This is a genomic window from Ruegeria sp. HKCCD8929, from assembly GCF_013031405.1.
Taxonomy (GTDB): Bacteria; Pseudomonadota; Alphaproteobacteria; order Rhodobacterales; family Rhodobacteraceae; genus Ruegeria.
On record NZ_WPZY01000017.1, the window covers coordinates 1 to 14767 of the forward strand.

General features: G+C 57.2%; 14 protein-coding genes. 3 read left to right on the forward strand and 11 right to left on the reverse strand.

What is annotated here, in order from left to right:
- Positions 1-182: 182 nt before the first annotated feature.
- The 3 genes from GOX53_RS20430 to GOX53_RS20440 form a co-directional block, all read right to left on the reverse strand.
- Complete coding sequence (locus tag GOX53_RS20430; protein WP_171179654.1) at positions 183-830, reverse strand: hypothetical protein; 648 nt, start codon at positions 828-830, stop codon at positions 183-185.
- A gap of 5 nt (positions 831-835) precedes the next feature.
- Complete coding sequence (locus GOX53_RS20435) at positions 836-2758, reverse strand: caspase family protein (RefSeq protein WP_171179656.1); 1923 nt, start codon at positions 2756-2758, stop codon at positions 836-838.
- Positions 2759-3125: 367 nt separating this feature from the next.
- Positions 3126-3875: a helix-turn-helix domain-containing protein gene (locus tag GOX53_RS20440; protein WP_171179658.1), complete on the reverse strand. Its 750-nt coding sequence runs from the start codon at positions 3873-3875 to the stop codon at positions 3126-3128.
- A 105-nt stretch (positions 3876-3980) separates the two neighbouring features.
- On the opposite strand from GOX53_RS20440, the gene GOX53_RS20445 reads away from it, so the two are divergent.
- A complete protein-coding gene (locus GOX53_RS20445; protein ID WP_171179660.1) occupies positions 3981-4409 on the forward strand; it encodes a hypothetical protein in 429 nt (142 codons plus the stop codon).
- 52 nt (positions 4410-4461) lie between these two features.
- Here the strand turns inward: GOX53_RS20445 and GOX53_RS20450 are convergent, their stop codons facing one another.
- A complete protein-coding gene (locus GOX53_RS20450) occupies positions 4462-5319 on the reverse strand; it encodes an SDR family oxidoreductase (protein ID WP_171179661.1) in 858 nt (285 codons plus the stop codon).
- 188 nt (positions 5320-5507) lie between these two features.
- Between GOX53_RS20450 and GOX53_RS20455 the strand changes: the two genes are divergently transcribed.
- The gene (locus tag GOX53_RS20455) at positions 5508-6107 is read left to right on the forward strand and encodes a TetR/AcrR family transcriptional regulator (RefSeq protein WP_171179663.1); all 600 of its coding nucleotides are present in this window, start codon (positions 5508-5510) and stop codon (positions 6105-6107) included.
- Positions 6108-6377: 270 nt separating this feature from the next.
- Here GOX53_RS20455 and GOX53_RS20460 read toward each other — a convergent pair whose 3' ends face one another.
- A complete protein-coding gene (locus tag GOX53_RS20460; protein WP_254446671.1) occupies positions 6378-7334 on the reverse strand; it encodes a glycine betaine ABC transporter substrate-binding protein in 957 nt (318 codons plus the stop codon).
- Between the two features lie 63 nt (positions 7335-7397).
- Entirely contained in the window at positions 7398-9089 is a 1692-nt protein-coding gene (locus tag GOX53_RS20465; protein WP_171179665.1) for a BCCT family transporter, read from the reverse strand.
- On the opposite strand from GOX53_RS20465, the gene GOX53_RS20470 reads away from it, so the two are divergent.
- Positions 9056-10132, forward strand: a complete 1077-nt coding sequence (locus tag GOX53_RS20470; protein ID WP_171179667.1) for a LysR substrate-binding domain-containing protein — start codon at positions 9056-9058, stop codon at positions 10130-10132. The genes GOX53_RS20465 and GOX53_RS20470 overlap by 34 nt on opposite strands.
- 180 nt (positions 10133-10312) lie before the next feature.
- On the opposite strand, the gene GOX53_RS20475 is transcribed toward GOX53_RS20470, so the two are convergent.
- From GOX53_RS20475 to GOX53_RS20495, 5 genes are read right to left on the reverse strand one after another with little or no spacing between them, the layout of a single operon-like run.
- Complete coding sequence (locus GOX53_RS20475; protein ID WP_171179669.1) at positions 10313-10957, reverse strand: aldolase; 645 nt, start codon at positions 10955-10957, stop codon at positions 10313-10315.
- On the reverse strand, positions 10954-12183 hold the full coding sequence (otnK, locus tag GOX53_RS20480) for a 3-oxo-tetronate kinase (protein ID WP_171179671.1): 1230 nt from the start codon (positions 12181-12183) through the stop codon (positions 10954-10956). The genes GOX53_RS20475 and otnK overlap by 4 nt, the downstream gene beginning before the upstream one ends.
- Positions 12180-12977 (reverse strand): N-acyl homoserine lactonase family protein, encoded by a 798-nt coding sequence (locus GOX53_RS20485; RefSeq protein WP_171179673.1) that lies wholly within the window; start codon positions 12975-12977, stop codon positions 12180-12182. The genes otnK and GOX53_RS20485 overlap by 4 nt, the downstream gene beginning before the upstream one ends.
- Positions 12974-13255 (reverse strand): putative quinol monooxygenase, encoded by a 282-nt coding sequence (locus GOX53_RS20490; protein ID WP_171179675.1) that lies wholly within the window; start codon positions 13253-13255, stop codon positions 12974-12976. Before GOX53_RS20490 ends, GOX53_RS20485 begins: the two co-directional genes overlap by 4 nt.
- Positions 13255-14766 (reverse strand): tripartite tricarboxylate transporter permease, encoded by a 1512-nt coding sequence (locus GOX53_RS20495; RefSeq protein WP_171179677.1) that lies wholly within the window; start codon positions 14764-14766, stop codon positions 13255-13257. The genes GOX53_RS20490 and GOX53_RS20495 overlap by 1 nt, the downstream gene beginning before the upstream one ends.
- Position 14767 lies beyond the last annotated feature (1 nt).

Below are 14767 nucleotides of genomic sequence, written 5' to 3' on the forward strand. Positions count from 1 at the left end.
ATTCAAAGGTGGAAAATTCCAGTTCGCAATGGCCCGAAAATCGGGGGGAAGGTCAAAAAAAACCGGTACGACAGTCAGAACCGGCCCGAAGTCGTCTCAGAGCTCCAGCCAGATACTGGATATCGAAGCAGCCGCAGCGCTTTCAGATGTCTTGCAGAAACGCGCTCCTTACACTGAGCGGCCTAAGAGGTATGTCGGCAATAGAAAGACTGTCCGACCATTCCATCGGGCAGATCCGAAAAGACGCTCAACGTTGCGCCACCTTTGCCCGATTGTAGAGTCTCCAGAACTTCTGCATGTGGTAACACAAAACCCACTTCCTTGGAGGCGGAGAACGGGCGTGGGCTGAAGAGAAATCCAAAAACTTCTACTCCAGTCTCAGTATCGAGTTCAGCTCCGCCATACAGAAGCACACCCGCCTCAATTGGGATCGGTGCAAAGCCGTTCTGGTGAAGCGCATAGCGTCCCGACGCCGATAGCCCGAACATGGTGAGCCAGCCCGGTTCCGTGACTTCAAGTGTGAAGCGTAGTCTGCTGCTGGACATGCATGCGTCGCCGGGTATCAGTTCCGCCCAGCCTTCATTCGCCTCCGCGATTTCTGCGCGCATCATGAGGTAGCCTGCCGGGGCGGCACGGTCTAGAACTGGTATTGGATAAGGCATAATAAGGTTTGCAATGCGCGTCGATGTTGCACCTAATCCTCCGATCCGCGCAACGGAAAAAACAACCACCAACGTGACCAAGATGATGGCAGCGCGAACTGCTAAACCGCTGCTTGCCCACTTGGCGGTCAGCCCCTTCAACACGGTGTCGAAAATACTTTTCAGCATTGCGATCAGCGGTACGCGAGCGGAAAGTCCGAGAAAGCCTTTCCTTCCAATTCGCGGATCGAGGGTTCTTGTTTGGACATGCCGCCTTCGCCCACGCTGTGCTCGACAACCATCTGGCGAGTGTAGTTGTACACTTCGCCGAGATCCACGAAATCGTCTCCGCTCTGTTCGAGCGCCGCGCCACGTAGTGCTTCGATAAGATAATGCGTAAATACCCCTTGTCCGAGTGAGTCATCCTCCCACGAGGTTTGATCACCCCGGCTCGATGTCATTATCACGCGGTTCGTGCTGTTAGAAAGTTGAACGCTCAGCAGTTTGTCCTGATCGACCTGGCCAGGCATTTGCAGGTCCCCTTTTGCTCCCTGGGGAACGAAGCCGCTTCGACAAGCATCTACAATTACAATGATGTGACCCGCCTTGCTGCCCGCTATCCACCGCTCAAGCGTGCGAAAATTGATCCCGGTTGTAGCGTCATCACTCAGCGAGTCGTGAAACATCAGAAAGTGCTCATTCCTTTCAATCGAATCGCGGCTGCCATGGCCGGAAAAAAATACCATAACCACATCGTTTTCGGTGGCATCGAAGAACAGCTTCTTCAAGCTTAGTTGCGCTCGGCGTTGCGCAGCTCGCCCACCGACCAGCAATTCGGTGTCCCAGGTACCCATCCGCCCGGATGCCAGAACGCCAGCGAAGGCGCGCGCATCGTCCTCGGCATAGCTGAGATCGGCCAAAATGCTCTCTGACGACGGTTTGTCTGGAAGCTCAAGATAGTCGTTGACGCCGATCAACAATGCCAACCTGCGCCGGTGCCGCGATAGAACACTTTCGGCTGGCGGTTCGATGTTTCGATAAACACCACCTTTGCTTCCGTCAGATGCCGCCACGTCATATCCGACTTCCAGATTTTGAGTAAGAATATTGTTCAAGCGCGCATAGGTTCGTTCAATCAGAGGGTCCACACCCTGGACGCTTTCGTACTGGGCAAGCCAAGCTACGAGTTCGTCCCGGTCAGGCGTCGGTCCAAGTTGTTCAAATGCCATCGTGGCCTGCAACCGCTTGGACAATTTGACGAGAGGGGGCGTTTTTTCGTCCGGATCATCCGAGGATTGAGATTGCTGTGTGCCATCCGAAGACGCGGATAAAAACGATACGGCGCGCGACATCGAGGCCACGGTGAATGGGATCTGAAGTCCATCGGTTTGCTGCACAACATTTCGACGCACATCCCTGAGGATTTCGCTGACGTCGCGTGCCGGGTCGCGAGAAAGAGCCTCCAGCAATGCCCCCGTGAAGGGGCTGTTGCTTCCACCACCATCTAGTGCGACACCACCCGGCGCCGTCGAGTAAACAAGAAAGCTATCAACTTTTGTACTGTCATACCGGGTCAGACCACCGGTTCCCGCTTCCGTTTCAAAGGGATTATTGCGGCAAGCATCAAAGATCCCAATGAAGACAGCCCCTTCAACATGAAGTGCGTCAACGACTTGTTTCATCGTGACGGCCTGGGCGCTGATCGCAGAGTCGTCGCAGCCATCAACCTCTCCGCATGTCAAATCCACGGGCAGCAAGTAGTTTTCACCGGAAATCGAGACGCCGTGGCCTGCATAGTAAAAAACAACCGTGTCGCCTGGACGAACTACTGCGTTGACCTCTTCGAGCGCGGTTCGGAACTCGGCGTTGCTACTGTTGATCAACAGCGAAACCTCGTGGCCCAGTCGGCGGAATGTGTCGGCGATGTCCTCAGCGTCATTCGTCGTGTTTTGCAACTCCGGGAGCACTTGATAGTCAGCGTTTCCAATTACAAGCGAGACAACACGCGAAGAAGCTGGCGATTGGCTTGCAGATGGCACGATTGCAAGCTTCGCTGCGACTTGTGAGCCGATCAGAACGAACAAGATAGTGAAGTACGAGCAAAGTGTTTTCGCCATAGTAGCCTCGCAATCCGCATGTTTTGAAAATATTGAGTAAGTGCGCATCGGTAAAGGAACTGTATCACACTTTGCCTGTTTTACCCGAAGCGCCATCGAAGGTGACGGCCCAAACCAGTCACTCGACCCAGAACTAAAGTGCTGCGATCGCAGGCCGCACTGCTGCCATTCGTCGTATGCCTAAGACGGAGCCGGGTCGAACTCACCATGATGTGTCGGGACAACCTATGGATAGCGCACTACCGCTTGCATAACCCGCTGCCAAACCCCAGTGAGTACTGGTTTGGACCGATCAATTCGACACTGATTTTTTGGTGAGTCTCTGAATGTCGCTGCCGACATCATCTGTCGTGAGCCACTTCTCTGATTATCGAACACTATCAAAAAAAGCAGCGCTCTCATCATCGGCAGGGAAAAAAAGTTCGATCTTAAGGTCATCGAGTGTCTCATCGGCGACCGTGCTGAACTGCGCGATGGTTCCGAAGAGCGAGAGACGCTGGCCGCCGAAACGATAGACTGTAAAAATAGATGGTCCGTTCACGACATCGCCTGAAGGTCGTGCCTGGGCCGCGAGGACTTGCGCTGCAGACTCCAATTCTGGCAGTCCGCCTGCTGTGGCGCTTTCGGCACGCAGGCGCAGCATCGTATAGTGCGCCACGTCCGGCCAGTTTTCCACGAGTTCCGCCATCAACGGGCTGGTTAGAAGTGTCAGAAGGCTCTGACCTTCTCCAAGGCCCAGCGGCGCAAAAAGCCGTTCGGCAGGGTCGTTCAACTTCACAATGCGCCAAAGGCGATCAAGAACCATCCCGGGGTACGGGGCGTGTTGTTTCAGCGTCCACGCGACCGCATCCCGGATCGGGGCCATGGCTTCATCGTCAAGCGGTGTCTTGGCATAACGCGGAGCGAACCCTTCGGCCCGCATCATCTGATTGCGGGTCTCCAGCGGAACATCCATGACTTCGGATAGGTGTAGGATCATCTCGGGGCTGGGTCGCGATCGACCGGTTTCCAGAAATGAGATGTGGCGCGCACTGACATCTGCCTCGACAGCGAGGTCCAACTGGCTCAGCCTTCGGCGTTTGCGCCATTCTTTCAGAAGATCGGAGTAGGGCATCATGAGACGACCCTAGCCCGGCCCCTGTCAGAAATCACTTACCTCCGAGGTAATTGCTTTGACTCACCTGCAAAGCGCATGACGGATGCAATTACATAGGAGAAGATCATGACCCGACAACAATCTTCAATGCGTTTTTCAGGCGGAATCCTTTTGGGAATAGGCGTGCTTTTTGCCCTTGCGGCGCTGCCATTTTTGCATCCGTTCGCTCGGATCTTCCTTCAGGTGGCCTATTGGCCGATACACAGCGTTCCGAATGATTTGGCGGTTCCGGTCCCCCTGTTGATTGGCATCACCGGCGGGCTGACTGCAGGGCTTGGGGGGATGCTCTGGGCATTGGGAACGCACGTCGCGCCGCTGTCCCCCGATGCTGCCGCCAAAGTGTCCCGGATTGTGGCCTGGACCTGGTTCTGCACCGACAGCACAGCATCCGTTATGGTGGGCGCTCCGTTCAACGTGGTGTTGAACCTGCTGTTCCTGGCCTTGATATTGCTGTCCTGCCGGCCACAACACGACCCTAAGGCCGTGTCGCTTTGAAGAGCTTCAGCGCGGCGCCATGAGACTCATGTGCCGGCCGCAGCACTGCGTCTCAGCTCAAAAACTGCTCAATCACGGAAGCCTGTTGCTTCTTCCCATTCGGATCGAGTTCGGTCTTGAAGCGTGTGAAGTTTTCAGCCCAGTCAGACGTGCGTCGCCGGATCGGAGGCTCCTCAGCCTCAACGCATTCCATGATGACTGCGGCCACCTCATCTGCGGTCTGATAAATGCCGCTACCCGCTGCCCTTGCCTGGGCTCCACCAACATACTTGTGCAAGATGGGCAGATACTCATCCTCAAGCATCCCGCCCGTCGCTTCGACGTGTTTCATGACATTTGCCGCGAATTCCGACTGAATGCCGCCCGGTTCAACCACAGTGAAGTCGATGCCGAAATTCGGGGTGACATAACTGGCCAGCGCCTCTGTGAAGCCTTCGACGGCAAACTTTGCTGCACAGTAGATTTCGTTGAAAGGCTGGCCCACAAGGCCACCGACCGAAGACACGGTGATCACATGACCTGACCGTGCCTTCCGCATATGCGGGATCACAGCCTTGGTGCAGCGCACAACACCGGTGAAATTGACATCCATAACCCAGTTTATCTCGTCTTCGGTCGCCTGCTCGGTGGTGCGAACATAGCCCGCACCCGCGTTGTTGATCAGCGTGTCGATGCGCCCTTCGGCTGAAATCACCCGCTCGACGGCGGCCGTCACACTCTCGCTGTCCTGAACGTCGAGTTGAAGGATGTCGAGGGCGGCACCCGCGTCGGCTGCCGCAACTTCAAGCCCATCCCGCTTCGAGAGATCGCGCATTGTGGCGTAGACTTTGTGGCCCGCCTTTGCCGTCTGAACCGCGATCTGCACGCCGAGACCGGTGGACGTGCCTGTGATGAGAATAATTTTGGGCATGGGCAGTTCCTCCGGATTGTGCATTCGACCTGTTTCGGCAGGAAACGGATTGTTTGCCAGTGGCTAAATCCGTTGCGGCTGTAATTAATGAGCAGTTACTCATTGTCAATGAAATTCGCGATCATCACTGAATGGCCGTCGCCTGTGGTGGCTGATAAGAGTAGAACGCGATCCAGAGGAGGCTGAACTTGGCGCGGCACAAATCAGGCGACAAACCAAAGGATATCCGCAAGGCAACTATTGAAGAAGTGGCGCATATCGGATCGACAGCCATTTCCGTCAACAAGATCGCGGCCCGCGCCGGGTTGAGCGTTGGAACCATCTATCGATATCATCGCAGCAAGGATGATTTGCTGTTTGCTGTCTTCCTAGATGTGAAGCGCGACATTCACTCCACCATGATGGAGGCAGCGGCCGAACATAGAATCGCGGCATCACGCCTTCGGGCGATGTGGTTTGCCTTGGTGGATTACGGCTTTCGTCTACCGAAAGACTTCCAGTTCGTCGAACTCATGAATTCGGAAACCCGCATTCAGTTCAGCGGCAATGAGAAACTCCGGCAAATTCAGGCGGAAGTCTTGGCCGAGATTCAGCAAGGCGTTGATGACGGGACATTGGTCGATGTGAACGTCAGAACCATCGAGACAGTGCTTGCATCACCTGCGATAACGTTGGCCCGACGCGTTGCATTGGGCCGGCAGGGCATTGAAAGCGATGAAGTCGAGAGGATATTCTCGCTGGTCTGGCGCGGCATCGCTCTGTCCGAAAGGCCGCCCCCCAAAGAGTGACCGGCGGTCTCTGTCGCTGTGATGTATCGGCGACTGCGGGAAGCAACGCGGCAAGGCGCCAAAGGCAGTTACCGAGGGTCAGCTATGGTCGCTCTCCCCGTAGCAGGCGGAGCCTGAGACGCCCTTGGTTTTTGGGATTGACGCAAGTCTGGCCTGCGATGTCGAAAAGCGTCGCCCAAAAGTAGGCCGCGTTGAACCTGGATTGCTTGGAGGACCGGACCGGTGCGGATCGGTTCACAACCAATCCGCCGCCGATCCGGCACCAAACATCTAGTTGAACCACCCGTCAACAATGGTCTTGTTTTGCTCCACCCATTTCGCAGCGAAATCCGCCGGGTTCTGCTTTTCGACGGCCAGGGCGAAAGTCATCGCGGTCAACGTGTCTGTGCTCAGGGTGACATTGGATAGCATTGCCGCAACCTCCGGAAGGGTTTCCTCAAGAGAAGTGGCATAGCTCACATGCAGATGCGCTGTGTCCCATGCAACGGCTGCACTCGACTTCTCCAGCCACCCCGGTGTCGGCGACGGCGGCACGATCACCCATTTCTTGGCGTCATGCTCCGGCTCCTTGAGGACGACAAGGTCGTGCGCCGCGAAAATATAATGCGGGGTGTAGCAGAAGAACACGATGTCCTTGTCAGCCGCAACCGCTGCGTCCACTTCGGCCAGCCCGGCAACCTCCTCCATGATTTTCAGCGTCATGGTTTTGTCGTAACCGTAGGATCGAGCGCGTATCTGCTCGATCGGGGTCGAGCCCCAGCCATCAGCACCGATCCACACCTCTCCCTTGCCGTCGCCGTCGGTGTCGAATTTTGCGGCCATCTCGGGATTTCTCAGCTCTTTCAGCTCTGAAATCCCGGTGCGTTCCGCCGTGCCCTTCGTGACGCACATCCCCTGCGTTCCCGTTGCACCGCTGGGATGCATTTTGACGGTCTTCTTGGCGATCACGTACTCGCGCCGCAGGTGATCCACGTTCGGCAGCCAGGCTTCCGGATGCACATGCATGGTTCCCGCATCGATTGCCTCGAAAACCTCGGTGTTGGATCCGTCCTGCAGCTCGACCTCCAGCTCCAGCCGGCTTTCGAGCGCGACCTTCAGGACATGCGCAGTCGCCTGAACGGACGGCCAGTTGGGGACACCAATGACGACATCTGCTGCCATTGCGGTGGAACTGATCGCCGTCATCGCGGCAGCGCAGCTAAATGCCAACAGCTTGCTAGATTGCATGTTTGATTCCTCCATGACAGTGCGCGACGGATAGGCTCAGATTATACACGACCAGGACGCCGGTCATTCAGCCGACACCGTTGGTGACGTAGTCGCGATACCGGCCTTTTCCCGCCGCCCGTCGTTGTAGATCGCTTTGACGATCGCAACGCATTGCAACACCATGACCAGCGAGAATGGCAATGCTCCGATGACCATCGCCGTCTGGATGGCTTTCAGGCCACCCACCAAGAGCAGCGCAGCCACAACAGCACCAAGAGCGATCCCCCAGAAGTAGATATGTGGGCGAGCTTTCGGGCCTTCATCCCCAGCCGCATTGATTGTGTTGACAATCAGAACCGCCGAGTCCGCCGTGGTGACAAGATACGTCATCAATAGGACCACAATCAGAACCGCCATCAGCCACGACACAACCTGGGATATCGGTGAAAGCATATAGTTGGTCATGGCAAAAATCTTGTCGCCATCCGGAGCTGCAAAGATTTCGCTGTCCGTCACCGTTTCAATGGAACCAGAGGCCACCTGCTCCATCGTCAGGTCGATTGCGGTGCCACCGGCCCATGTGAACCAGACAAAGCACATCAGGGACGGTACAATCATCGCGCCAAGGACGAATTCGCGGATCGTCCTGCCTTTCGAGATGCGCGCCAGGAACAGGCCGACGAACGGTGCAAACGCAATCCACCAAGCCCAATAGAAGACAGACCAACCGCCCTGCCAGCCTTCTAGTTTTGTCGCAACGCTATCGGGATTTCCATCGCCAGTCCAAACCCGGAAGCTCATGTCCGGCAGCGCGATCAGGTAATCCCAGATCCCCACGACCAGTGCCTTCAAGCCGAAGAAAGTCGAACCGAACAGCAGGAAGAACGTCAGAAGCGCAATGCTGAGGCCCATGTTGAGGTTGGACAGCCATTTGATGCCTTTGCCCACCCCAGACAATGCCGACAGGGTGGACGCAGCCATAATCGCGACAATTGCCACGAGGATACCCATCGTGTTCGCAGTCCCGGCGTCATTGGTCAGACCCCCGATACCAATCCGGGTCAGGCCCGAGACAAACTGCTCAACCCCGAACCCGAGCGTCTGGGCGACACCCAGGATCGTCGCAACAACCGCAACGATATCGACAATATGGCCGGGCGAGCCGGACAGACGGTTGCCAAACAGCGGGGTCAGAGAAGACCGCATCGTCAACGGCAATCCGCGCCGATAGGTGAAGTAACCCAGCGCTAGACCCGCAATAGCGTAACAGGCCCATGCCCCCAGACCCCAATGCAGGAACGACCATTTATAGGCCATACGGATGTTGTCTGCGGTTCCGCCATTTGTGATCCCTTGGATCACTTCCGGGTTGTTGTTAAAATGATAGACCGGCTCGGCAACTGCCCAGGTCAACATACCAACACCGATACCAGCGCCAAACATCATGGAAAACCACGAGAAATTGGAGAACTCGGGCGCATCATCCTCGGTCCCCAGCTTTAGACGACCGCCCGCAGGCCAGATGGCAAGACCAATGCAAACCAGCACGAACAGAGTGACCGTCCAGATGTACCAGGCGCCAAACGAAGACAGAATGAAGCCATTGATGCCATTCAGGACCGCGCCGGATTGTTCGGGAAAGGCAATGGCCCAAACCACAAGGCCGCCGATGAGAATCTTAGAGCAGATCGTCACCATCCGACTGAAGCCTTCATAGAACCCGCTGTCGGCTGTTGCGATTGGTAGCTCTGTTAGCGCTGGTTTTACGGCCATCCGCCCCTCCTGATGGTTTTCTCACGCCTATCGCGCAGTCGAAGTATATTCCAAGCAATCTCGTTTACAAAACGTGCTACAGATCTCGTGTAGTTTGCAGAGGGTCATTTGTTATGGCTGACATTAATACGGCTAATGGGAAGCTGCATCAGAACCTCCCCAACCTGTTCGCATTTTTTCTTGCTGCTCAGCACGGCAACTTTACCGGAGCGGCCGAGGAACTGGGGCTGACGCAATCGTCGGTCTCGCAGCGGATCAAGGGGCTTGAGGTCGATCTGGGGATTCTGCTCTTCAGACGCGGGCACCGGGGCGTGACCCTGACCAATGAGGGATTGCGCCTTTTGAAGGTCGTCGAACCCGCAATGAAACAGATGCAGAATTCGGTTGCCGCTCTGCTGGAGCGAAAACAAAAACCGCGAGTTCGTATATCGGCCGACTTTGCATTTTCCACGTTCTGGCTCCTGCCACGCTTGTCTCAACTACGCTCCGAATTGCACGACAAGGTAGAGATTCAGATATTGGCATCGCAGGTTCCTCCGCGCAGCGATGCGGATGATTGCGACATCACGATCCACGTCAGCGCCACACGCAACATGAAGGCGGATGACATACTCATACTTGAAGAAAAGGTTGCCGCTGTTTGCAGCCCCGGGTTCCTCAAGAAAAACGGCCCGATCAGATCGTCCCAAGACCTTTTGAAAGCTCAGCTTCTGAGCCTGTCACGCCCACCGTCTGCGGAATGGCAAACTTGGCAGGGGTGGTTTGAGAACCTCCGCATCGCGGACGAGCGCACCCACAATTATCTGAGTTTCAACAACTACGACATGGTCATGCAGGCGGCGGTGGCCGGAGAAGGCATTGCGTTGGGATGGCTTGGGTTGGTTGATGATCTGATAAACCAGGGCTCTCTGGTTCTGGCCTCGAAAGACGTGGTGATCAGCGAAGCCGGCTATGTGATGTCCCGAGACCGCGACAGCACATCCAAAGGCCCGCAAGCGGTGTTCGACTGGATTGTCAGTCAGATAGATGTTGAAAGGCCTTGATAAGGGCTCATGCAACGTGGCCACAAGGCTTGAGTGTCTTTCCACCTTCGATGTTCGGAAATAGCGAAAACCCGTCCCATAACTCACGGCAGCAGTCTTATCGGAAGCTCAGCTTGTCTGATGTCTGTTCTCGGCGCACGCCTATGTTGCATCCGCAAGATCGAATGTGGGTCCATTGCCTCACCAGTCCACGTCGAACTGGGTGACAATGTCCTGGACTGCCTGCTCGCTGAGACGATTGACGTGCAAGCCTTGGGTCAACAGGGTCAATTTGGCGGCTTCCTCCAGTTCTTCGATCGCGAAAGCAACCGCGTCGAGGTCTTTTCCGGCAACTACAGGTCCGTGGTTCGCCAAAAGAACAGCTGACCTTCGACCAGCCAACCCGCGCACCGCATCCCCCATCGCGGCGTCCCCCGGAAGGAAAAACGGCAGGAGCTTAACTTTGCCAAGCCGCATGATGGTATATGGAGTAAGGGGCGGCAGGACATTGTCCGGGTCAAGGTCTGGCAGCATCGACACCGCCACCGAATGCGTTGAGTGAAGGTGCACAACCGCTCCGGTCTGCGCGCGTGTGTCATAGAAGGCAGCGTGAAGCGGTGCCTCCTTCGTCGGCTTGTCCCCATCCAGATACCGCATCCCGGCATCCAGCCGGCACAGCCGCGCGGGTTCCAGAAACCCCATCGAGCATCCTGTGGGGGTCATCAGGAAAGACCCATCCGAAAGCCGCACCGAGATGTTTCCGGATGAGCCTGCCGTCAGCCCCCGATCAAACATGGATTTGGCAATCCTGCAGATGTCCTCGCGTGCGCGTGCCTCTTCGCTCAAAAGCTGGTCTCCATCAGATCAAGTGCTTTCTGGAAAAAATCCCGGTCCCCGAAATTTCCTGACTTCAACGCCAGGGCCATCGGAGCGTCTGCTGCGCGTACAACCGGCACACCCGAGGCAATGCGCGGGCCGATCACAAGCGCATGCACGCCCAGGCCCGAGACCACGGCGCCGGAGGTCTCCCCTCCTGCAACAACGAAACGTGTGACACCGCGGTCTGCCAGAGCAGCCGCACATCCGGAAAACAGGGTTTCGATAGCGTGCGCCGCAAGTTCCCGGCCATATTTGTACTGAGCCTCGCGCACGACATCCGGGTCAGCCGAGGAATAGACCAAAGGCGTGTCCGACTGCATCAAAACCCAGTCCGCCAATCCCTCTGGTGTGACATCGCCGGCAATCGCGGCGTCGGCCGTCACTTCGTATGCCGGGTTCCTTGTGCGAAAGGCCTCGACCTGTTCGCGGGTGCGGCGGGAACAACTGCCCGAGATGACAACGCCCGGTCCGGTGACAGGCTGCCAGTTTGGCGTACGCGCTGATGCGCCGAAGTTGGCCGGCAACCCGAGCGCGATGCCGGAGCCGCCACACAACAGCTTGTGCCCCTTGGCGGCTGCGCCGATGGCCAGAAGATCCGCGTCATGGATCGCGTCAATGATCGCCATCGCCGCCGTGTCAGAAAGGTTTGACCTGATCGCCTGCGCACCCTGAGACACTGCATGCAACGGCACATGCGCGACAGGCCAACTGGTCTGCGCCGCAAGAACGCGGCGAAGATCGGCGTCTGTCATCGGCGTCAGCGGATGATCCTGCATCCCGCTTTCGTTCAGCAACCGGTCGCCGACAAACAGATGCCCCTGGTACACACTGCGCCCGTTTTCCGGGAACGCGGGGCAAACAATAACCTGATCCGCTCCAAGCTCTTCCGCCAGAGCCTCAAGAACAGGGCCAATGTTGCCCTGCGGTGTGCTGTCGAAGGTTGAGCAGACCTTGAAAACGATTTGCTCGGCACCCTGTTGGATAAGCCATCTGCATGCCGCGAGACTGTTTGCCACTGCGTCCGTGACCGGCGCGGTTCTCGACTTCAAGGCGATCACGCCCACGTCCAGCGCCGGGTTCGCTGTGGCCTCGGGAACCCCGATAAACTGGGTCACGGTCATGCCGGCCTCTGCGATCGTCAATGCGATGTCAGAGGCGCCCGTGAAGTCATCGGCGATGACACCCAGCTTCATACCTCGATCTCCGCGATCGGGCCAGGATCGAGGCGATAGATATGTTCGGCCACACCTTGACCAAAGACGCGGCGCACCATCGGGTCGTGGCCAGGGACAATCAATTCCCGGCGGCTGGCCAGGCTTTCCAGCATTGAAAACCCTTTCAGCATGTCCTCAAGATCGACCACGATGGGAAAGGGTTTCCGCAACCACAGGTTTTCATAGTAGTGGGCCGCATCAGACGCGAGCACCATCCAACCGGCCTGAGTGCGCACCCGCACCGCCTGCAAACCACGGGAATGGCCGCCGATGCAGTGCACCGTAACGCCGTCCGCAATCTCGGCATCGCCGTCATGAAAGGTCAGTTTGCCGGAATACAGCCGTCGCACAGCCTCACACACATGTCCCGCCGAAAAGGGCTCTCGCAAGGTATCGTGGCACATGCAGGGACCGGTCGCATATGCCATCTCGGCGGCTTGCAGGTGCAGATGCGCGTTCGGGAACAGGCCAAGCCCGCCGGCATGGTCATAGTGCAGATGCGTCACGATGATCTCGGTTATGTCCTCGGGCACCAATCCCAATGGGGCAAGTGCCGCGCGCGGGTCCAGACGGATCGGGCGGTTCCGCAAAGCGGCTTCGACATCGTCATAGCCTGTGTCGACAAGGATCACGCGATCGCCGCGGCGCAGCAGCCACATGAAATAGTCCATGTCATGCGGGGCATCGTGGTTGTCATCGAAGATGAAACTGTCCTTGCGGGTGCGCGCATTTCTGTCCGCGTACCTGACCGCGTGGATTTCCCAATCGCTCATCGGATCACCTCGCCAAACACCCTGACCTGTTTGTCTGCAACCAAATCTGTCGCCGCCTTGTCGAAGGCCAGAAAGTGCTCGGTCAACAGATGAGCGTCAAACGCGGCCCGGTCATCATAAATCTCGTAGAGAAACACCTCGGCCCCATCGCGGCAAACATCGAACTGCTGACACCCCTGCTCCTCTGCAAGCGAGACACGCGCATTTTCGACCACGAGCGGCAGAAACGCATCCATTCGGCCAGGGTGAACCCGAAAAGTGACGGTTACGGCAAACATCACAGCAGTCTCCGTTTGAGCGATCCGAACATGCGGCGCGCGACGGGAATTTGGCCAAGTATAAGTGCAGCGTTCAGTGCCAGCAGAATGCCGGCGCCCGGCCGGGATACGAATGCGAGCGGATCGCCATCGGACAGATAAAGCGAGCGGCGGAAGGTCTCGTCGAACAGCCCGCCCAAGATGACCCCGATGACCAGTGGCGCAATCGGGTATTTCATGAGGCTCATGAAATAGGCCACAAACCCGACCCCCAGCATCAGGTAGAGATCGTTGATCCCGCCGCCGACAGAAAACGAGCCGATGGTGGTCAGCACCATGACCACCGGCAGAAAGACGGTCTGGGGAATGCGCAGGATCTTGATGAAGATTCGCGCGGTAAACAGGCCGAGAATGAACATGGTCAGCGAGGCCAGCACAAGGATCGCCACGACATGCAGAATGATTGCAGGGTCGATTGTTGGGCCGGGAATCACGTTGTTGATCTTGAACGCGGCCATCAGCGCCGCCGCTGGCGGAGAGCCCGGTATGCCCAGAACCAGCAACGGGATCAGCGCACCTCCGATACAGGCGTTGTTTGCGGTTTCCGATGACAGCAACCCTTCGAGCGAACCCTTGCCAAAGTTCTTGCCATCCTTCGAAACGGTTTTGCCGACACCGTAGCTGACCCATCCGGCAACGTCCTCTCCCACCCCGGGCAGGGCGCCGACGCCGGTACCGATGACACCCGACCGGGTAATGGTTGGAAGGTGCCGCCGGATAGCGGGAAGGTTGGGCAGGATGCGGCCCTGCAATGCGACCGAGCGGCCAAGCTCCATGTGCCGCAAGCCCTCGATGATCTGGGGAACGGCAAAGGCCCCCATCAAAACCGGAACGACCTGAAACCCGGACAGCATGTAAGACCAACCGAACGTATAGCGCGGTTCAGAGAGCAGCGGATCAAGCCCAACCATGGCCATTGCCAACCCGATCAGCCCCGCGATCCAGCCCTTGATCACCAGATCCTCGCTCATCAAAGTGCCCGAGAGCAGTATCCCAAAAAGGGCGAGCAGAGCCTTTTCCGGGCTGGCGATGTTCTGGGAGATGAGCAGCAACACCCAGACAAATACCAGTAGTGCAAAGGTCCCGATCAGGGTGCCGATGAAACTCGCCGTTGTTGTCAGGCCTAGCGCCTCTCCGCCTCTGCCGGATTTCGCCAGCGGGTAGCCATCCATTGCCGTGGCCGCCGAGGCCGCCGTGCCGGGGATGTTCAACAGGATTGACGGGTATGACCCCCCGTAGATCGCGCCGACATAGGCCCCAAGCAAAGCGATCAAGGAATAATCCAGCGGGATCTTGTTGCCGAAAAAGCCGGTCAGGATCGTCACCGCCAGCGTTGCGGTCAACCCGGGAAGCGCACCGAACGTGATCCCGAGGAAAACGGAACTGACCAGATAGAGATAGGTCAGAGGATCCAGAGCAACTGCAATGAAGGCGCCTCCAAAACCGCTGAGCTGGGAATAGACGAACTCCATC